The organism is Paenibacillus sp. J22R67 (genome assembly GCF_059692175.1).
The window spans coordinates 372933-393526 of sequence record NZ_JCAUAX010000002.1; the positions used below are offsets into that span (position 1 = coordinate 372933).

13 protein-coding genes are annotated in these 20594 nt (G+C 45.6%); 7 read left to right on the top strand and 6 right to left on the bottom strand.

The genetic code is table 11. The features are described 5' to 3' along the window. Nucleotides 1-18: 18 nt before the first annotated feature. Together AC58VC_RS07835 and AC58VC_RS07840 are read right to left on the bottom strand one after the other, a co-directional pair. Complete coding sequence (locus AC58VC_RS07835; RefSeq protein WP_497368278.1) at nucleotides 19-768, bottom strand: hypothetical protein; 750 nt, start codon at nucleotides 766-768, stop codon at nucleotides 19-21. A gap of 208 nt (nucleotides 769-976) precedes the next feature. Beyond that, the gene (locus AC58VC_RS07840) at nucleotides 977-8422 is read right to left on the bottom strand and encodes an S-layer homology domain-containing protein (protein WP_497368279.1); all 7446 of its coding nucleotides are present in this window, start codon (nucleotides 8420-8422) and stop codon (nucleotides 977-979) included. A 469-nt stretch (nucleotides 8423-8891) separates the two neighbouring features. On the opposite strand from AC58VC_RS07840, the gene AC58VC_RS07845 reads away from it, so the two are divergent. After that, a complete protein-coding gene (locus AC58VC_RS07845) occupies nucleotides 8892-9659 on the top strand; it encodes a class I SAM-dependent methyltransferase (protein WP_497368280.1) in 768 nt (255 codons plus the stop codon). A 224-nt stretch (nucleotides 9660-9883) separates the two neighbouring features. Here the strand turns inward: AC58VC_RS07845 and AC58VC_RS07850 are convergent, their stop codons facing one another. The 3 genes from AC58VC_RS07850 to AC58VC_RS07860 all read right to left on the bottom strand — a co-directional run bounded on the left by AC58VC_RS07850 (nucleotide 9884) and on the right by AC58VC_RS07860 (nucleotide 13854). Further along, the gene (locus AC58VC_RS07850; protein ID WP_497368281.1) at nucleotides 9884-11617 is read right to left on the bottom strand and encodes an S-layer homology domain-containing protein; all 1734 of its coding nucleotides are present in this window, start codon (nucleotides 11615-11617) and stop codon (nucleotides 9884-9886) included. 183 nt (nucleotides 11618-11800) lie between these two features. Next, on the bottom strand, nucleotides 11801-12394 hold the full coding sequence (locus AC58VC_RS07855; protein WP_497368282.1) for a TetR/AcrR family transcriptional regulator: 594 nt from the start codon (nucleotides 12392-12394) through the stop codon (nucleotides 11801-11803). Nucleotides 12395-12408: 14 nt separating this feature from the next. Beyond that, on the bottom strand, nucleotides 12409-13854 hold the full coding sequence (locus tag AC58VC_RS07860; RefSeq protein ID WP_497368283.1) for an FAD-dependent oxidoreductase: 1446 nt from the start codon (nucleotides 13852-13854) through the stop codon (nucleotides 12409-12411). Nucleotides 13855-14076: 222 nt separating this feature from the next. On the opposite strand from AC58VC_RS07860, the gene AC58VC_RS07865 reads away from it, so the two are divergent. The 6 genes from AC58VC_RS07865 (at nucleotide 14077) to AC58VC_RS07890 (ending at nucleotide 19610) form a co-directional block, all read left to right on the top strand. Beyond that, entirely contained in the window at nucleotides 14077-14310 is a 234-nt protein-coding gene (locus AC58VC_RS07865) for a hypothetical protein (RefSeq protein ID WP_497369030.1), read from the top strand. A gap of 89 nt (nucleotides 14311-14399) precedes the next feature. Then, entirely contained in the window at nucleotides 14400-15062 is a 663-nt protein-coding gene (locus AC58VC_RS07870; protein WP_497368284.1) for a class I SAM-dependent methyltransferase, read from the top strand. Nucleotides 15063-15074: 12 nt separating this feature from the next. After that, a complete protein-coding gene (locus AC58VC_RS07875) occupies nucleotides 15075-15683 on the top strand; it encodes a class I SAM-dependent methyltransferase (RefSeq protein WP_497368285.1) in 609 nt (202 codons plus the stop codon). A gap of 159 nt (nucleotides 15684-15842) precedes the next feature. Next, the gene (locus AC58VC_RS07880; RefSeq protein WP_497368286.1) at nucleotides 15843-17330 is read left to right on the top strand and encodes a spore germination protein; all 1488 of its coding nucleotides are present in this window, start codon (nucleotides 15843-15845) and stop codon (nucleotides 17328-17330) included. Between the two features lies 1 nt (nucleotide 17331). Then, nucleotides 17332-18483 (top strand): Ger(x)C family spore germination protein, encoded by a 1152-nt coding sequence (locus tag AC58VC_RS07885; RefSeq protein ID WP_497368287.1) that lies wholly within the window; start codon nucleotides 17332-17334, stop codon nucleotides 18481-18483. Between the two features lie 17 nt (nucleotides 18484-18500). Then, nucleotides 18501-19610, top strand: coding sequence for a GerAB/ArcD/ProY family transporter (locus AC58VC_RS07890; RefSeq protein ID WP_497368288.1), 1110 nt, complete (start codon nucleotides 18501-18503; stop codon nucleotides 19608-19610). Between the two features lie 76 nt (nucleotides 19611-19686). Here AC58VC_RS07890 and AC58VC_RS07895 read toward each other — a convergent pair whose 3' ends face one another. Continuing rightward, nucleotides 19687-20583: a family 43 glycosylhydrolase gene (locus tag AC58VC_RS07895; protein ID WP_497368289.1), complete on the bottom strand. Its 897-nt coding sequence runs from the start codon at nucleotides 20581-20583 to the stop codon at nucleotides 19687-19689. Nucleotides 20584-20594 lie beyond the last annotated feature (11 nt).

Genomic DNA, 20594 nt, shown 5'->3' on the forward strand with positions numbered 1-20594 from the left:
AAATTATCAATTATTTACCTATTTGATTGCCTGTATTTGGATTCCTGTTACATCGAACAAGCTTTCACTATATGGAACATTTTGGAACGAATAATCATAGGTATACAATAAGTTCGGTTTGTCATTCACTATCTCATAAATCTCCCCTTGTACCGGCAAACCGTTCTCATTCAATAAGACGTTTTCCGTGAACGTTTGGTTAAATGTATCCGACTTATCGGTCCTGGTAAGTTTTCTCAAATTTTGGCCATCAGCCGTCTTCACATTCCCTGCGTCAGTCCATCCTTTATTCCGCGTGCCTTCTTTATATTCATTTATATAATCTTGTTTCTCGGCGATTATAAGAGATGACCAATTCTGATTCTGTTCGGCCGTTGTGGCTTTCAGTTCAAAGCCGACAAGATTTCCCTCGTCATTGGTACTAACTTTTAGGAATCTATTGGCATTGTCTAACACATAAGTACCACCGACTATTTTCAATGAATCCGTACCTTTTGCAGCCTCTTTATAATTTGATCTTTGGTTATGAGTTGCCGAATCTGCCCATGTTTCATCGACTGCTGCTAGACTGCCATCAGGATTATACAGCGTTTTCTTCGCGTACTCGACCGTACCAACACTGTTGCTAGTAACGGCTGCAACGGATACAATTGCTGATTTTGCAGGTTGACGGCTAATGTCACCTGTTGAATTTACTGCCGCGAAGGCAGTAGCTGATGCAATGGCTAGTGATGCGAAAACTGCGGTAGGAATTAATACTTTTTTCATGTCCCAAACACTCCTCTTCAATGATTGATTTTTTTTATGATGTTGAACATCATGCTTTCATTGTAGAAAATAGTTCTTTCCAACGTTCGTTCAGTTGTTTCTAACTTGTTAACTATTCGTTTCTATCAAGGACATCTTATGTAATAGAATCAAAACAACCGCCCCCGAGATCCGGGAGCGGTTGTTTGTTAGGACAATCATGAGAACATTAGTTGGTAAATTGCAAGAACTGCAGCACACGCTTCAGAATCACGGCAGCTTGTGCTCGATTAGCAGGCTCCTTCGAAGCGAAGACCGTGTCCGACATGCCTTGGATGAGTCCGGCTTTCAACGCTTGCGAAATGGCTGCTTTCGACCAATCCCCGATTTCCGAACCGTCCGTGAACTTGTTCAATACCGAGCTATCGGCCTGAATTTCCTTACCGCCGACTTTCATAGCTCGCATCACCATTGCAACCATTTGTTCGCGAGTAATAATTGCGTTAGGTTGGAAGGTACCGTCTTCATAGCCATCAATCAATCCAGCTTTTGAGGCCGAGCCTACGGCTCCAGCAAACCAATCGGTGGATTGAACATCTTGAAACGCGTTATTCTTGGTTTCCACTAACCCAAATGAACGAACCAGCATGGCCGCAAACTCGGCACGCGTCACGTTAGCCTCAGGTGCAAATTGCTCATCGGTCATACCGTTAAGAATCAGTTTACTTGCAAGCAATTCAATGTCTGTTTTAGCCCAATGTCCTTGCAAATCAGTGAACAACTTCTCCGATTGTATGATGGTATATACGCTGTTGTGAGGCGACCGGATCGTTATTTCTGTGGAAACGTCCACTGTTGTAAAGAAAGCCGGAACAAAATGAAGCTCTTTGTTCGAGTCTACCCAGACTGCGGTCAGAGTGACAGGGTTCATCGTCAGTTGGCCCAAGTTAATGGTACGGTCGACATATGCTCCGCCGAAGTCTGTGATTTCTGAACCGTTAACCGTAATCTTAAATTCGATCGGATTCGTAATCACTTGTTTCGCATTCAGGTTATTCACCGCAGCATTCACATCGTCTCCAGCTTTACCGGCTACTTTCGCAAACGAAACAACAACGGTTGAATCCTTCTGAATATTCGCAAACAAAGTTACAGGTAATTCATAACGAATCCCGTTCGATTGAATAACCAATTTACTTTGTTTATCCGCAGCTGCAAGAATGGCATTGCCTGATAGCTCCACTTTAATAGCCGAGTCGCTGCCCTTCACGTCTATGAGGACAATTGGACTGGCTAATGCTTTCTCCAAAGCTTTAGCATCTACGGCGACATTGGTTACCGTACCTCCACCCGCAGCCGTTTCTTTCGTTACTTTGGCGTCTTTCTCAAGATCAATGGTGCCTGGATTCGTATTGGATTCATTTGGTGTTGCGGGCGATCCAGCGCCAGAACCAGAACCAGAACCAGATCCTGAGACCGATCCAGAACCAGAAGAATCATGAGATTCATTGTTTGTCCGGAAGCTAGCTACTGGTCCGTACTCGCTCTTAACACCATCCTTGTCTAATGCTTGAATTGTGAAGGTGTAATTACTAGCCGCAGTCAGACCAGTGAGCTTATAAGTAAGAACATCGCCGACCGTAACGATTTCAGAGTAAGTGCTGCCAGTTACACTGTATATCTTGTATCCGCCCACACCTCTCACAGCTTGCGCCGCAGTCCATCGCAAGGTGGCAGTTGTTTCTCCAACTTCTGAAACGGTTAGAAGCGATTGAGCCGGCCAAGTGACCGTTCCTGTGGTCACGGCAACGTTAGCCAAAGCTTTATACACAGAGCCAGTTACTGTTCCTTCAACGGTGAAGTTTCCTGGTGCCGCATATTGAGCAGGGTCGATGAGATCCCATGCTACAGGCATCTTTTTGGACGAGCTGTCACTATATACAGCACTCACAACTGTCGGCATGACCGGCGCTGTCCCTACTTGGGTCACGATATTCTCAGGAACTATGCTGACAAGGACAGGATTGACATCCGAAGTCTCCGGTTTAGCCGGAGCCGAAATCATAAGTTTGCGGGAATACGGATCCGTTCCCTTCGACCTGACAGAAATAGCGGACGTATCGGACAAATTAGCCGGTAAAGCAAAACTAGTCGCATCTGCCGGCAATTCGGCAACTACCGCTGTCCCGTTATACACCGTGAAGCCTTCGCTCCGAACATTGGAATCCCACTTTAGAACCGCAGCCGATCCGCTGGTTCCTATTTTCAAATTCTGTGGTGGCGTAGGAGCGTTAAAGACTTGAACCTGCGTTAGCCGAGGAGGTCCCGTTAAATCCGTGCCAGCGTTGCCGCCCGATGCGTTCTCTACCATAACTTTGATATATCGGGAATGGTAGGTCTTGCCAAGATCTAACGCATAGGATGCATCTGTTGTGTCATCCCCTCCGTTTAGATTGCCTGTAGCATAGGTATAGCCTTCTTCAGTTTTGAGATTAACTTGATTGAAAGTCATGGCGTCCCAATCAGCAGCCGATGAATGATTACTTATATCATCAGATACAGATACGGTTGCGCCTTTCAACCTATTTGACTTGGCAAATAGCCTGATTTGGCTGAAATCCATGGCCTGACCAAGGTCTAGGACAAAACTGCCCTTCCTAGCTCCATCCGTACCCAACCAAGAGTAATTTCCGATTTGGTCTAAGTTGGTAACGTTGCTTACATTCCAAACCATCGGATCTTCCAGCACACCGCTTGTCAGTTTGTTCGCATTACCGTAAGCATTGGCATTAGCGGATGCAAGTTGGAGCGGGTTAGCACCTGCTGCCGAACCAACATTATAGGCTTTTTTATTCAGCGCCAAGTTGGTGGAAGATACTCCAGTTGCAACTTTGGTAATCGTGATGTCAGAAAGTTGCAATTCAGCATCGTATGCAGAGTTGGTGGTACCGTTAGAATTGCGGTAAATACCCCACTTCGGACGCAAATATTGGTCGAAAGTTGCCGGGTACTCCGTCTCGAAGTTGACATTAGCGCTTCCGACCTTGATGCTTCTTTCCGGTCTTCTCCACAAGTCCTTCACACCGTCGCCTGCCCCTTGTTTGGGAAATGTTTGATACACATCCGGACTGTCAAAGGTATAAACTTTCCCAGTAACGGTATCCGTGATTTTGATCGTTAACCAGCCGGAATCGGAGATCAATGCGTTAAGCTCAACCTTAATCCAATGGCTGCCGATTTCTTTCAACGGGATTCTCAGTAGCGTTTTATCGCCGTCATAACGGTTATGATTGACAATTAACTCTCTAGTGTCTTTTCCAGTAATCGACATAGCGAGAATATAGGCTCCATTTTCACCGGCACTATTGCCTCCCGCTAAAGTATCCGCTGCCTGGGCATTCGTTGCTTTCAGTTGGAAAATATGCCTGAAATTAGGCTGATTCCACTGATTACCATCCGGAATGTTCCACAGCCATTGATAGGAAACGATATCGCCATTATAAGCTGTAAAATCCTTGGTTGAATCTTCGCTCGGACGAATTTCAATTCTTTGTCTATCGTTGATGGCTGCACCGCCGACTACATAACCTTTGTCCCAGTCAAAAACACCTTTGTGTGCATATTCGCCATCACGGACTTTGTCTTCGAATTCCGTATTCAAGCCTCTGCCTTGGGCAACGACCTTGAACACATTCTTCTGAAGGGTACTGTCCCAGACGCTCTGAACATGGTTGTCCGCTAGAGTCGCTTCAGGAAGATCACCATAATATTCGTGATACGCATCTCGAATCCGCTTGGTAACTCCTTCAACGGGTTCATCAGTTCCCATCGCACCGCCAAGCACATTATAAGGAGAAACGCCGTCAATGGCATTCATCTTGATGGTTTTACTATTTTCTCCAAGACCGCGTGCTGTCACATCCAATGCAAAGATAGACGGAGTACCGCTACTCAGATGGAAAGTGAATTCATTCGTACCCAGCGGCAGCTTAGCTAGATACGAAGGCTGGAACGTAACCAAATTACCTGTTACTTTGTAATCTGTACTTGTAACAAGCTCTTTGCCTTGAGCATTCGTTATTCCCGTCATCGTCTGACCGCTAACGAGACTAACTGTTGTGCTGATCGGTTCGCTTTGATCCCATGTGCTATAGACAGCTTTGGAAGGTGTAAGAGTCGTCACATTGGATAACGGATCTTTTCCGTAAATGACCAATCCGGATAACCCCATAGCCGAAAGATTATCATCGGTACGGCGGTCACGTGGACCAACCAATACCGTGTTGATCATCACATACCGCGCTGTGATCGGATATACAAACGATTTGGTATCGAAGCCCCACTGCTGTCCGTTGTATGTCACATAGGACCACATACCTTCGGTTTCTGTGCCTCCGGCCAGCTTCCAGCCGTTGCCTTCCCAATCATAGTTGCTAGCCATATCCGAAGCTATTGGGCTACTTTCCCATGAATGAGGATCATTGGAGTAGTAGACTTCGAATCGATTAGCATTTTTTTGAATATTCGCAATAGCATTTGGAATTTCAAGGTACAGCTTATCTACTGTCTTGGGTGATCCCAAATCAAGGGTTAACGCCAAGGATGATGGCGCATAATTCTCCTTATATACATTGGAGCTCGAGTTCCGCCAGTACCCAGTGCCGCCCGATTTGAGAGCGTCTGATCCAGGATGTTCAGGTTGCTCAGAGCTTACCTTGAGATTCACGCCATCTTGCGGTGTGAAGCGCGATGGTGCCAACAGATTAACTGAACCGGACGCCGTAGGAATATCAGCTGCATCCATGACGGTAACCGTACTGGATTGACTTAAACTTCCAATCTTAGCCGAGATCGCAGCTGTGCCTTTGCTTACCCCAGTTAGTAGTCCGTTGGTATCGACCGTAACTACCGCTGGGTTGCTCGATTCCCAGGTTACAGTCTTATAAGTCGCATCCTTTGGCAGGACATCAGCCAGTAGGTGTGTTTTCTTGCCAAGAGCAAGGTTTTGACTGCTTTTGAGTTGAATTGAGCTTACCGCAATTACATCCTGGGATGTAGTGCTAAAGGTAATCATATATACCTTTTCCTTGAGTTTCCCTGTAGGGTCATAAGCTGTAATCTTCACAGGGCTCAATCGGTAATCAGCCGGATATTCGACTTTCACTTCGATTCCGGCAGGTGCGACTCCCGTCACGTTAGGCAGTGTTTTCGCGCTACTTGCAAGAGCCTGGGAGTAACTGGTTTGACTTGGTGAGAAACCAGTAAGGCTAATCCCGTCCACCTTCAGGTCTTCCAGCTGTGTTATGGATCGAGAAGGTTGACCGATAATGTTAAATACATTGCTTTTAATTGAGCCGGCACTGTTATCAAGTGTGAGATCGGCAACAAGCAGCACATATTGAGCATCCACCTTTTCGCTCAGTGTCAAATCGGCCTTCTCATTGTTGCTCAAGTCCGTCGCTTTTCCTGCACCAGGGATCATCATCCAAGAGGACCCATGCTCTGTTAAGAGCGGCTTCCTGGTTGCCGATGAGGTTGGCGAGACGGAGGTGCCTTCCTTCAGCTCGTCATATGCCGCAGCATCATTCGTATAGTACAGCTGGTAATTTTTTAGGAACTTGCTGTTGCTGGTCCATTCAAGCTGGATCTGGCTAACCTCGATGCTTTTTTCCAGTTTGACGGCAGCCCAGTATTGATATCCCTCTGTTTTGGTCAATGAACTGTTCGCTTGCCATGCCGTATCCGACTGGCCGTCGATAAAGTTATTTTTGGTGCCTCCACTTTGTGAAACGACCTTAATTTCAGCACCAGGGGTGACAGCCCAGTTCTTAATCCCGGAAATGTTGACATCAACATAAGGCTTGATGTCCTTGGTATTCGTAATGCCGGTTCCGGTAAATTCCCCATTGATTTTGTAAGTCCCCGTACCATCGGGATTGTAACCCGCCGGGCTCCACGTGACATTTACCTTTTCGATCTTACCTGTGCTTAAGGTAACATCCAATTGCGCAGGCAAGCCCAAGTTCTCGAATGCTGTGCCTGGCGCCGCCGAAACGACCGTAGGCCTGTCCCATGCCACAATATCTTTAGATTGGATTTTTGGATCCCATCCGTCAGGGAATACATAGGTGTTTGCATCCCTTTTGATTAAGTAAATATCGGATAGATACATCGTTGCAGCCTGAAATTCATCGGCATAGACCGATTCATTCACAGTGTTGTACATCCCCCGGTACAATCCCCATTTAGAACGATTCTGTTGTCCAGGGACTGCAGGCAGGTCGACTCGTTCTTTTTTACCCGTATCCGGGTTCAAGACCTCGGGGCGTCTCAAAGTTTCCGCCGTCATGCCGCCTTTCCATAGCTCTGTATTGGTTGCTACGTCAACAAGTTTACCGTAAACATAACCCTTATCGGCGCTTAGAATCGTCACTTCCATATCCAGCCAACGGTCTGCGACCTCTTCGAGTGGAATCGTAAACAGTGGCTTGATCCGGTGCGCTTCTTGCCCATCTGGATTGTTTCTGAATTCCAAGTAGCCTTTACCATTGACAGAAACAAGTGTAAGCGTGGTGACCGGCTGACCGGCCTCATCGCCTTCAATCGCCTTTAATTGAAAAATGTGGAAGAAGCGTCGTGGAGCAATGAAGTCACCTGCTTCTTTCTCGGCGGCATCCAGCTGATACTTGATCGTTTCCGAAGGGAGCATCAGCTTCCAATGATGGGTCATAATGTCTCCACCCACACTATTGGCATCGATATTCGACGCGCTGGTGTTGCTCTTAATCTCGAGCCGCTGACGGTCGCTGTTAACTGCGCCCCGATCACCATCGTCTCGGCTTACTCCTTCTGGCGTTTTGAATGGTAAAAATTCATGATAACGCAAAATGTCCGTATTAAGCTTGTCCAGTCCAGCACTAGCCTCAATCCCGTACTTCGTAAGCGCATTCAAATCTGTTTTGCCTATTGTCTGCAGGTACATGTTATCTCCCAGCCAGGAGTCGGGAACACTCTGAGCCGCCGGGTAGTTTCCAGAACGGTCATAAACCGATTCAAACCAATCTTTCCCGCTGTAAGACGAGGCTTTCCCTGGCCCTTCAATCGAGCCTGTCGTGCTGCCAAAACCCATTTTGGAAGCGCCTAGCACGTCCCATGCCTGTTCGCCTGCTTTAATATTCAGAGGAGAATATTTGTCATTAGGACCCATAGAGTTTGCTATTGACGTCGGCAGATCCTTCTCTACAGTTACGGTAATGGTGTATTTTCGACTGTTGCTGCTATCATTCTTATCCGTTAGCATAAGAAAGTAACTGGATACTCCACTCGGCGAAAATTGATCCAGCTTGGCATCGCCTACGTTGATCCCACTGGTAGCGAATGAAATTGCTGTTATTTCATCGCTTCTGTAAACGGTTGGCGTAACGCCTGAATTCGTCGTTACATTCAGCATTTGGTAAGAAGCGCCATAGGGCAACGAGATCCCGATGGTTGCATTAGGAACGTCTACCACTGCATTTACCGGCTTGCTGACTTTGACTTCAAAAAGGCTTAACGTCTCTCCCGATGCGGCATGAACCGTCGATGCAGAGAACCCAAAAGGGTTCAAAAGCGTAAGCATCATAACAAATGTTAGAATAGCGCTTACAATTCTCTTCATAGTTTGTTGCGTGAGCATCCTAGTGCCTCCTTATGATAGCTTCAAAAACATCATTCCAGCGGACCAATCAATGAAAGTTATCCCCCCCTTACTTATTATCAAAACAGTCTGTTAGCCAACCGCGTTCACCTAAGAATAGAAGTAAGACGAACGTATGATTAACCGTTGTCTGGAAGTACTTCCAATCATTCGGATAGCTACACTCTATTGCTGATATTGGAATCAGACAATGGAGATTATTATGGTGGTATGTGTTTTTTTGGGGTTGGTTTCCGCACACACGTTGTCTGTAACGGCAAGTTTCGTTTTAATTGTCTTTTCACATTGACCAAATTTTACCATGCAAATTATAATAGATTTAACTTTAACGAAGGCGAGTGATTCTAATGTCAATGCTTAAAACTGTTTCGTCCATTACTGAGGTACGGAAGGGTTAATGACTACTTAGCCCTTCTGATTAAATTTCAATCCACGGAGGGAAACGTCAATGTCGTTTAGTTATTACGGAGAACTTTGTACAGAAGTCTATAACCACACCAAAAAAATTGGTCAATCTATTGACGGTGATATGGCTTATTATCAGGCTAAACTCAAACATTGTAAGGGACGTATTCTTGAAGCAATGGTCGGCTCTGGACGTGTAATCATTCCGCTTCTTGAGTCAGGTCATCTCGTGGATGGGGTTGACTATTCTCCGGATATGTTGAATTCTTGTCGTCAGCGTTGTATGGAACGTGATTTACTCACTAATTTGTATGAGTCGAGTCTACAAGAGCTTTCTTTGCCTGATAAATATGAAGCAATTATTATTCCAGCAGGTTCATTTTTGTTAATTGAAAAAAGAGAAGAGTCACTTAAAGCCTTGAAGCGCCTCTATGAACATCTTCAGCCAGGTGGCCGTCTCTTGCTTGATCTTTTCCTGCCTGATCCTAACTTTAAGTGTGGACAATGGGATGGCACGTCGACATTCAGCTTACCAAGCGGGGACATAATCACAATGGAAGGCAAGCAAGTCGAAGCAGATTTATTCAATCAATATAAAGTTTCCTATATAAAATATGAAAAGTGGCGCAATGGTGCATTGATTCAAACCGAATTACAGCGCTATGCTTTGCGTTGGTATGGCATCGAGGAATTTAAGCTCGTTTTAGAAAACATAGGATTTACGGATGTGGTTGTGTCAGCTGATTTTGACCCTAACAAAGCCCCATCCCATGCGGAGCAGATATTTGCATTTGAAGCGGTAAGAAATTAAATGTCATTGCCCTTCCACCATGTGTGGGAGGGTATTTTTTACGACATAAAAAAGAGGCTGTCCCAAGTCATCCAATGACCGAAGGAGCGCCTCTTTTTTGAACCTTTTGAGACAGCCTCAAGTGGTTGCTACTTACTAACCCCCACCATTCCATCTCCCACTTCACCATACAACCAACTTCCACCTATTCAGCCACCAACAAATTCAAAATAGCGGACCACTAATCAATTGGCGCCTTTCACCCGAATTTCCGTTGTGCGATCCTGAGCATCCGATTCCAGTTTTATGAAATAGGTACCCGTCGTGGTGGCCTTGAAGGGAATAGGTCCCGTCAGTTTCTCGTCGACGAGCACTTCCTTGCCATCAGGCCCGAATACCGTCAATTTTCTATTTACAACTACGGTATTGTCAAGTTCAGGTGTCGTATAAGCAGGAGGAATCTGAGAACTCACTATATAATCCTTGTTAATCATTACTGGTTTCATTTCTTCGCTGATATCGATCGTGTAATCCTTCCCTTCCTCCAACCCCAATTGATAAAAAAGTCCCCCGATCGAATTGCCCTTATATCCACTCTCCCATTTACTTCTTCCCCATCCGATCGCATATGCCTTATCTTTGGAGCTTCCATCCATTACCGTAAATGAGACGGCCGTGCTCACTTTTGTTGTTAGCTTTACCAAACACTCACAGTTGATTGTATAAGGATCCCCATTCCGAGTAGAAATTGAAAAATCCATATTAATGATTTCGGGTTCTGGATTAATCTTTACTTGATGACCGTGTATATAGATGTAGCGGTCATCTTTATCCGGAGGAGCCTTTGACTTGCTCACCTGCAGTAGTTGATAGCTAATCGCCCCTTTGGCTAGAACTATTAACGGATTGTCGGGAGTCGCCACTGCTTTGAAGTAGAGGTTTTCACCAATAGGAAATAGTTGATCGAATCGCCCTGCCCTAAGGTTAATTGGATGATCCGAATCCAAACCAGCCTCAACTAACTTGAGCGTAACTGTTCCCTTCTGCTGTTCTGTTCGTACCTTTGCATAAACGATACTATCTGCCTCTGCCGTAATTTGCATGGTACTAACGTTCCCTTGATTCAGGACAATCCCCTCTGCATTTGACAGTTCTATGCTAAACCCAGACTGATTTTCTCCAAACGCCTCTAACTCATATGTCTTATTCTTCTTCAATTCTGCTTGGATATATAAGGGCTCACCGGCATTAACACTCAGTGTGACTTCTTTCTTTTGAGCCGGGTCAAGCATCAGGGCATTCTTTTTTATCGTATCAATAGCGCTTGTTAAGACAGCTCCAGGTTGTCCCGGCGACGGCAACGCCGCTGGCCCAGCCGATGACTTCCCTCGCTCCGAAGCATGCAACGAAAGGCTGAGCAATGCTGCTGCCTCCCCACGACTTAGAGGTGCCTGCGTGTCGTCCAATATGGACTGCAACGATGCAGGGAGTATATCATGTCGGATGAATGTCAGTGCCCCTCCAGCCCAGTCCTGTTCATTTTGTTGCACAACCCCCGGAAAAAGCCTGCTTAGCATAACTGCCGCTTCCTGCTTTCTCACATACTGCTTTGGAGAGAAGTTCTCCTCGCCTGTCCCTTGGATAATCCCTGCTTTGTAAGCTGTTAAAATGTAGGGTACCGACCACACCTCATTACAATCCTGAAACGGCATGTTACCATCTGCGGCTGGCAAACCAAACACCATAACGACTAGCTTAGCGAATTGTTCTCTGGTAAGTGGTGAATCAGGGGAAAATTGTCCATCCGCTGTACCCTCAACTAACTTCTTCGCAGACAACTCTTCAATGTAATTTTTATACAGATAGCCATCTGGTACATCCTGATATTTACCTGTCTCCGCAAGCACCGAAGTTCCAAACATCAGCCCAGAACAAATAACCATGCCTACCATTCCAATCATTTTTTGCCTTAGAATCATTTCTCAATCTCCTTGTTGATCGGCTTATGTATTGGCAATTTCCGGTACAACATTTCAAATTATACCACATTTTTTTTGGTGGAATACGTTGATTTTTCATGATTCCAACATAAAAAAATGGGCTATTTCCAAGTAGATTCATCTACTTGGAAATAGCCCTTAATTGCCCTATCCTATTACCTTTTAAAGAGCAATCATTCTTAACAGCACGTCAACTCTCGGAAGCTGGTAGCCGCCAATTTTTTGCACATTTAGCACCATCAGACCGGAAGTGACCGATAAGTACGATGAAATCATTTCGTCCAAATCGCCATCCACTAGCTCACCTGCTTGCTGTCCTTCTCGGAATAAGGCTTTCAACTGCTTGACATAATTGTCCATGGAGTAACGCTCCATTAACTCCATGACCTTCTCAGGCACTCCATCCGAGATTCTCGCCTGATGAATCAGTAGAAAATAGTCCGTCCCGCCTTCATCCAACATGTCTTGCGTTAATGCTCTTATTTTATCAATCGGCGAGCCCGGAAGCTTGTAAACACTTTGCATAGCTTCATCCGAAGCCAACATCGCTTTTTCTACGAGTGTTGTGAAAAGCTCCTCTTTCGACGTAAAGTAATGATAAAGTAGTCCATGACTAATCTGTGCTTCAGCGGCAATCATGCTCATTTTCGTCCCAATAATCCCGCGTCTTGCAAAAACTTTAAGCGCAGCGCTCATAATTTGCTCTCTGCGTTCATCTCGAATCTGCAGCTGTTGTTCTTCATTTAATGGAGACAAAACATCCTTCACTCCTAACTTGGAATCAATCTGATCAGTGCTTCTTCTAAGGGCAGATCGTATTCTTTCAGCAGATCTGCGAGTAATTGCTGTCCTTCCTCCGATGACTCAAGAACCGACTTGACCATCTGGGGATGAAACAACTCATGCAGAGGTAATGATAACGAATTAACACCCCAGTACAAACCGAATAGTTTGAAGTTATGATTCGCCGTCCCCTCTTTCAAGATCAAATTCATATACCTGCTGCCAAAATCAACGCCCTTGAGCGGTTCTAAGCCAGCTTCATATCGGGCGCCGTCCCACTGCAAATCCACCGCACAATTTAACCACCAAGCAGGTGCAATCGCTTTATTTTGGATTTCACGTAGAAACTTTTGCTCGAAATGTGGCACAGGGTTATTTAGTTGCTCCTGCAGCATGGTGTCCAGCAGATCCACTTCTATGGCAGCAACTGTCATCCCTTGACCAAAAATGGGGTCATAGATGCAATAGGCATCTCCCAACACTAACAATCCGTCCGGCCATTTTTCCATTTTATCATAATGATGACGGTATAGTTCAGGTACACGAAACCCCTTTGGCGGAGCGATCGGTTCGAGCTCACTCAGGATCTCTGCAATCATTGGAGTAGGAAGCTGCGCGACCTCCTGTTCGAACGCATCGGCATCCGTTGGTGGATAATTCCCACCTGGTCGATACAGCAACACTTCTGCCACTTGGTTCTCTATAAAGGAGAATACTCCCGTGAATGTTCCGTTCACAGGTTGGCCCATGATATTGATCACATCCCATTTCTCAATTAGATGCTTCATATGGGCAGGAACGTTATACCGGCGTGTACTGTAGCCGATAGCTGCTTTCATCCGATCAGGGCGAGGTACATCATAGCCAAACTCCTTCAACCATTGCGTCAATTTCGAGGAGCGGCCACTGGCATCTACAACAAGATCTGCCATGTAATCATGCTTCGCGCCTAATCCCCGTTCACGGACTTGCACGCCTGTAACGGCAGTATGATCTGGCGTCGTATGCAGCCCAATGACATCATGCTCGGCTAGCACTCGTACATTGGGAATTTTCGTTACACGTCCACGTATCACCCATTCCAGCACGGCACGGCTGAACTTAATGTCGTTCCGCTGGTAGGGGAAGGCTACCGTTCCATATTGATTCATCATATGAACGGTTTTATTAAGTGAGCTTGGTGAACCAAGTGCCACCAGTTCTTCCTCATAGCCAGGAAAAAGCTGTTCTGTAATCATTTTACCACGCTGTGTGAACCTATGGGGATGAAAACCGTGCGGAGTCCCATTCCGATCTGCGGGATGCTGCGGAAATTCATCCTTATCGATAAGCAGTACTTCTTCATAATACGACGAGAGGACTCTTGCCGTCATTAAACCTGTCATGCTGCTTCCGATCACGATAGCCTTGCCTTCTTTTTCAATAAAATTCATAGGATTCACCTCAGGGATTTATTTGATTGACTCAATCAGTCAACAATAGATTAAACCATTATTTTCCTAAAGTCAATAAGCTATTTCCCTAAATAAATCCGTCGGTCGAAACAACCATCCCTGTCGGATTGAGCATGGTGATCGCCTTCCGCGCATACAACTAGGTTTAGATCTGGTAAATTTGGGGGTGTACATATGATTAGAAGCCGAACTTCCTCCTGATTGTCGTCGATGAAGAGCGGTATCCTCCCATCTACGAAAGCCCCGAGATTGGCGCTTGGCGGACTACAAATCTACCCGGCCACGAACGGCATTGCGAAGGATGCGTTTGATTCGGATATGTTCTGGCTACCGCCGAATACGGTGCCTACGATGGTCAACTACTTTCGCAAGGTACCAGACCTATTTACAAATGGAACAACGAACTCGCATACTTTTGCGGCCAGAACCATTTAAACAGACATAAGATCTTCTAATGCCATTCAATTTTGCATAAATATTTCATTGCAGAAGTAATCGCTTGAGGAAAAAGGAGGCCTTAGATCATGCCTGGTTCCCTACTCCAAACTCGCTTTTTTATTCAGTCTGATCCTATGGAGCAAGAGTTTCTTTACCGTTTACCTGAGACTTGGTGGAGCCGACCTTATGAATACGCCTGGTGCGCTTCCTTTATCGAGGAAACCGATATCGCTTTGGATGCAGCTTGCGGTCTCCCCCATCCGTTCAAATTTGTACTCGGTCGTAGATGTAAGCAAGCGTATGCCTGTGATTGGGATGCCCGGATGGTATCAACACAAAGTTTGCTAGCGTCCATTCGTTCGGAAATCAATGAAGAAGCAGCTGAAATTGTAAGCAAGGGTGACTACACGGAAACAATTCTAAGTCAAGCGAGCCTGACTCAACTTCCTTATGCTAACGGTTTTTTTGATAAAATCTTCTGTATTTCGGTGCTCGAACACTTAAATCCTGACGATATGCTGCTGAGCTTGGAGCAATTCAGAAGAACCTTAAAGGACGATGGACTCCTGATTATTACACTTGATTATCCTACTGTTGACTTAGGCATGTTTCAAACCATCGTTCACAATTCTGGCCTGGATTTCCTCTCCGAAACAAACTTCGATCTTCCTCCTAATGCGCTCCATACCGATTTATGGGGTGGATTGTATTGTTTTCGTGCTGTCCTGAAGAAGAGAGTGGTTGCTTAAGGGGGAATCTGGATGAGTTTTGATTATATTGACTTTTGGAACCAGAATTACAGCTTAGGGGGCAATTCCGGCAGCGGCTCCTATGGCTTATTGGCTGAATTCAAATCCCAAATTATCAATGATATGATTCAGAAGCACGCAATTACCACCGTCATCGAATTTGGATGCGGGGATGGCAATCAGCTTCAGACCATGAATTATTCGCAGTACTTGGGCTTGGATGTCGCACAATCTTCCATAACCTTGTGTAAGGAGCACTATAAGGATGACAGGAACAAAAGCTTCATGCTCTATAAGCCTGGCTTCCTTATTAACCGCGGATTTTTCAGGGCAGATCTCGTTGTTTGCTTGGATGTGCTCTACCATATTACGGATGAGCAGGATTTCTGCTCAACTTTAAATGATTTATTCCAATGCTCGAACCGATGGGTCGTTTTATATACAAAGATTACAACAGGACTAGAACCTCAGGAGGTACCTACTATTCTAGACCGGGATATTATGTCGTATTTAGCCAAGTATGCTGATTTTAAAATGACGGAAATCATTCGGCAGCGCCACCCTCATCTGTCTTCTTCCCACTTCATCCTATTGGAGCGCGTTTCTTCTTCTCTCTCTTGATCCATTCTGGATTCTCACACCATAAACGAAATAACAAAACTAAGATAGCTGATCAATTTGACAATTTTGATTGGCTGTCTTCTTTCGCCATTCAAGAGATTTGAATAATAAACCAATATTTGGAGGATAATAGGGAAAAATTAAAGGAGAGCTATGATCATGATATCCTCGCGGAATCCAATGTCTTATCCCCGGGAAACGATCAGCGCCAACCTGGACGAAAATGAAGCCTTGCTTCGGCAAATATTCGAGCATTGCTTCGATATCACCTTTCAACGGGTTGAATTGTCAGATAAATGTGGGATTCTTATGGTTTTCGTCGACGGAATGATCGATAAGGATGCTTTCAAATCGCCCTTGTTTCAATCATGGTTGTTGGAGAAAACCCACAAAGACAGTGAACCCGTCGACTATCCGATCCTAAAAGAGCATTTTGCCGTCGTTCGACCAATCCGCTACGAAAGTAGCATGCAAGAAATAATTGAGTCGGTTTTGCAAGCTTATTTGGCCGTATTCGTCGATGGCGAAGTGGAAGCGATGCTCTTGGACATGTCTGGCTGGGAGCATCGGGGAGTTGAAGAACCGGCCTCTGAGATGGCCATTCGCGGACCAAGAGAGAGCTTTACCGAGACACTTCTAATCAATACATCCCTTATACGTCGAAGAATTCAAACGCCAAAGCTAAAGCTCGATTCTGTCGTTCTTGGCACGTTTTCCAAGACGAAAGTTGTCATCGTCTACGTGGAAGGACATGTACAACCGGATTTGGTCGAGCTCGTTAAACAGCGAATATCCAGAATACGAATCGATCTCGTGCTGGATTCCGGCTATATCGAAGAATTCATCGAAGACAAATCTTTCAGCCCTTTCCCTCAAGTCATGAATACCGAGCGCCCAGATGTTGTTGCAGCTAATCTGATGGAAGGAAAAATCGCTATTTTAACCGACGGAACGCCTCAAGCTCTGCTCGTTCCAATGACATTCTGGACAGCTTTTCAAGCCGTCGAAGATTATTATGAACGGTTTCTATTTTCTACACTGATTAGGTGGACAAGGTTTATCTTGTTCTCTGTCTCCTTGTACCTGCCTTCCTTGTATGTGGCGATTACGACATTTCATCCGCAGCTGCTCCCGACAAACTTTTTATTGAGTATCACTTCAGCTCGTGAAGGGGTTCCATTTCCAGGCGTCATCGAAGCGCTTTTAATGGAATTTCTGTTTGAAGGTTTGCGCGAAGCGGGAATACGCCTGCCAAAAGCCATTGGTTCCGCCGTCAGCATCGTCGGTGCCCTCGTTATCGGTGAAGCAGCGGTCACGGCCGGAATCGTCTCTGCGCCGATGGTCATCATCGTCTCGTTAACCGGGATCGCGTCTTTTGCCATCCCCCGTTACAACATGGGGATTGCTTTTCGAATGCTTCGATTTCCGCTTCTTCTTATTTCGGGAGCGCTTGGCTTGTTTGGAATCGCTATGGGGACGCTCATCCTCATAGTCCACATGACCAAGTTAGAGTCGTTCGGTGTTCCCTTTCTATCCCCAATCGCTCCTTTTCAGCCGGACAAAATCAAAGACGTACTCATCCGCGCTCCTTGGTGGAAATTGGCTTCTCTTAAAGCATCGGTTATTGGAAAGCTTTCAAGGAGGTAAAATGCTGATTAAACGACTTGGCTTGCTAGCTGTCATTCTTCTTATATTTCCGTTAAGCGGATGTTGGGATCGCCGCGAATTGAATGACCGCTTATTCGAATTGGGTTCTGGTGTCGACCAGCTCGAAGAAGAAAAAGTATTGATGATAGGTCAGTTCATGATTCCGACGAAATCCGGTGAAGCCAGTAGCGGTGAGAAACAATCCTACTTTATTGAGACGGGGATTGGAAAAGACGCCTTCGATGGGCTCTTCGACATGCAACTAAAGTTATCAAGAAGAATAACTCGTGGACATCGCCATAACATCTACATCGGAGAAAAGATGGCAATGTCCGGCATCTCGAACTTACTGGACTCAGTAACCCGAGATCCAGATAGCCGATTTCGATCGGATATCTGGGTCGTAAAAGGGACGACCGCCCTCGAGTTTATGCAAATGTCTTTTCCCCTTGAGAAGATGCCGGCTATCGCTCTGTCTAAATTAAGAGAAATTATCGGCAAGAGAGTCGGTAACTCCGTACTGGAGATATTAATCGAGGAAAACGTTGAAGGAAGTGGTCCAACACTTCCAGCCGTTGAAATCATTTATGATCCGAAACTCCGTAAAAAAACGCTGCATGTATATGGCCGTGCGGTTCTTAACCGTAAACAACAGTTAGCCGGCTATTACAATGCAATGGAATCCGCTTATCGGTTATGGGTTGTTGGTGAAACGAAACGCATGCCGATCTCAGTAAACAAGTCGAACGAAAAAGGAACATTTAGCGTCGAAGTCCAACGTACGACATGCAAAGTGCTCACCGAAGTCAATGACGGGAAAGTTGAAATCGATGTCAACTTGAAAGGCAACGCTATCGTTCAGGAAAGCAATACAGCATTGGATCTTCGAAACGATGATCATTTGCTGACATACGAAGCAGAGTTAAATAGCCATGTCGAAACTGCCATTTTGGACGTTATTCAAAAAGCGCAGAAGCAATTCAAAGTTGATGTCTTTCATTTCGGTAAAGCGATCAGCAGGCAGCATCCAGATAAGTGGGAAGAACTGAATTCCGAGTGGGAGCAAGCCTTTTCCAATGCAAAAATCACGGTTCATTCCCATGTGAAAATCAAGCAAATTGGGCTTCAAGGGCCTCCTCCTAATATCAAATAAACCGCAAGGAGCTTGATATGAAGCTTACGAAATATCAATTTTTTTGGTTGTTGTTTTCGACGGAAATAGGATTGACTTACCTGCTAACGTTTGCCCCGATGTTCAAGGAGGCCAAACAAGGAGCACCGCTAGCGATGTGCCTGGCTGCTGTCGCATCTGTGTTGGTTACCTTTATCGCAGCCAAACTAAGCCTTCTCTATCCAGAGGAGACATTCGTTACATATGTACCTAGAATTGTAGGCAAATGGTTGGGCAAAACTATTGTCTTGGCTTATCTGCTTTTGTGGATTGTCCACGCCGGCTTCATCCTCCGCCAATACGCGGACTTCGTCCATATGACCTTATTCTCGGCAACTCCGTTATGGGTCCTTGTCCTGTGCATGGTGTTAGTTGTGATCTATGCGGTGCACGGAGGCCTACATATCGTTGGTCGTTGCAGCGAACTCATCGGGCCTTTCTTGCTCTTTAGCATCGTCTTGATTATGCTCCTAAGCATTCCAAATTTACGCCCATCGAGACTGCTTCCTCTGTTTCCAACTGAGGGTTGGATCGCCGTGTTAAAAGGAGGCGAATCGCCGGCTTCTTTTCTGAGCGAATCGTTCCTAATCGTCATGCTGGTTGCCTTTCTTGCAGATAAGAGAAAGGCGTTATCCTCCAGTTTATGGGGCGTGGGAGTTACCTGCATGATCCTTATGTATGGTGTCATCAATGTGTTGATGATACTGGATAATACCGTTCCCGCGAAACTTCAATACCCTGTATATTCGGTCATTCAATACATTTCCATCATGGAATTTATCCAAAACCTTGATATTTTGATGGTTGTAGGCACGATCTTTAGCATTTTCATCAAGTTATGCCTTTATATGTTCATGACCAGCTACGGAACGGCTCAATTGTTAGTGATTCGAAACTGGCGCAAAATGCTTTGGATCGTCGGAATAATTGTCTTCATCGTCGCACTGTACCCTCGAAGTGTGAACGAATCCCAAGAGAAGTTTCCACTCTTTTGGAAAGATGTCGCTTTTCCAATTTTCCTTTTCGCTATCCCGTTGCTGCTTTGGATCATCGGGAATGCCCGGCTTAGGATGAAACAATCCCAACAAACAAAAGTACCCTCCCCCTGAAAGGACACAAAGCGCGGAGCTCTCATAGAGCCCCGCGCTCGGGTCATCGATATAGGTTAATGCTTACGCTGCAACTTCAAGCTTTTTCCACCAAATAAGGGATGCCTTCTGCCCAGCCAATTTCTACTTTGGAGAGATACCACGTTTTTCCTCTGTCGTTATTCCCTTGAAAGAACAGATAAGTTCGCCCATCCTCATCTGCGAAGAAAAAGGGATGCCCTGATTCACTTTCATTCCAGCTTCCCGGCTGTCCACTCGGAAGTAGTGGCTCCTGGAACATCCTCTCCCACCGAATACCGTCTTGGCTAATTGCACAGCCAATTTGTTGAGGCTCGTTATTATACGCACCCGCATAGAACATATAGAGCTTGCCATCCCGCTTGTGCATAGCAGCAGCCTCAATACATTCCCCTTCCCAATCCAGCTCCGGTTTCAAAATAGACTCTGTACACCTTTGTGTCCATGAAGCTCTGTCGTAATCGGATTCCAGCGGTGCTGTCGCCACGCCTTGCATCTGAATGTCACCCTTCGGATCGCGAGTAGCGAAATATAGCCATAATTGATTATCATGTACAAGAACATCCGCATCAATCGCTCGGCCGTTGTTCCAGTCTCCGCTAGGCGCGAAGATTGGATTCGTTAGATTCTTCGTAAAAGTCAGGCCGTCATCCGATACGGCGTGACAGATGGCATCTTTAGGAAAATTGCCATAAGTCTGGTAGAACAAATGAACACGATCTTGAAGAACTATCGCCCCAGGTGCGCATATCCCTTTTGCTTCACACGCCTGTTCGATGGGAACTTCCCCGATTTTGACCCAATTCTCCATATCCGTACTCTCCGCTATGCCGATCCCCCAACGACCGTCAATGAACGGACCTCTGGAATAATACAACAGATATCTTCCTTGATAACGAACTACCGCGGGATCCTTGGCGTATGGGATACCTGCCGTCAAATCTGCAAATTTCAACGCTTTCACTC

Excerpts from the sequence above, each read along its gene's own strand:
- AC58VC_RS07875 (WP_497368285.1), top strand. The coding sequence starts at position 15,075 with ATGAGTTTTGATTATATTGACTTTTGGAACCAGAATTACAGCTTAGGG.
- AC58VC_RS07885 (WP_497368287.1), top strand. The coding sequence starts at position 17,332 with ATGCTGATTAAACGACTTGGCTTGCTAGCTGTCATTCTTCTTATATTT.
- AC58VC_RS07850 (WP_497368281.1), bottom strand. The coding sequence starts at position 11,617 with ATGATTCTAAGGCAAAAAATGATTGGAATGGTAGGCATGGTTATTTGT.
- AC58VC_RS07860 (WP_497368283.1), bottom strand. The coding sequence starts at position 13,854 with ATGAATTTTATTGAAAAAGAAGGCAAGGCTATCGTGATCGGAAGCAGC.
- AC58VC_RS07890 (WP_497368288.1), top strand. The coding sequence starts at position 18,501 with ATGAAGCTTACGAAATATCAATTTTTTTGGTTGTTGTTTTCGACGGAA.
- AC58VC_RS07845 (WP_497368280.1), top strand. The coding sequence starts at position 8,892 with ATGTCGTTTAGTTATTACGGAGAACTTTGTACAGAAGTCTATAACCAC.
- AC58VC_RS07870 (WP_497368284.1), top strand. The coding sequence starts at position 14,400 with ATGCCTGGTTCCCTACTCCAAACTCGCTTTTTTATTCAGTCTGATCCT.
- AC58VC_RS07840 (WP_497368279.1), bottom strand. The coding sequence starts at position 8,422 with ATGCTCACGCAACAAACTATGAAGAGAATTGTAAGCGCTATTCTAACA.
- AC58VC_RS07880 (WP_497368286.1), top strand. The coding sequence starts at position 15,843 with ATGATATCCTCGCGGAATCCAATGTCTTATCCCCGGGAAACGATCAGC.
- AC58VC_RS07835 (WP_497368278.1), bottom strand. The coding sequence starts at position 768 with ATGAAAAAAGTATTAATTCCTACCGCAGTTTTCGCATCACTAGCCATT.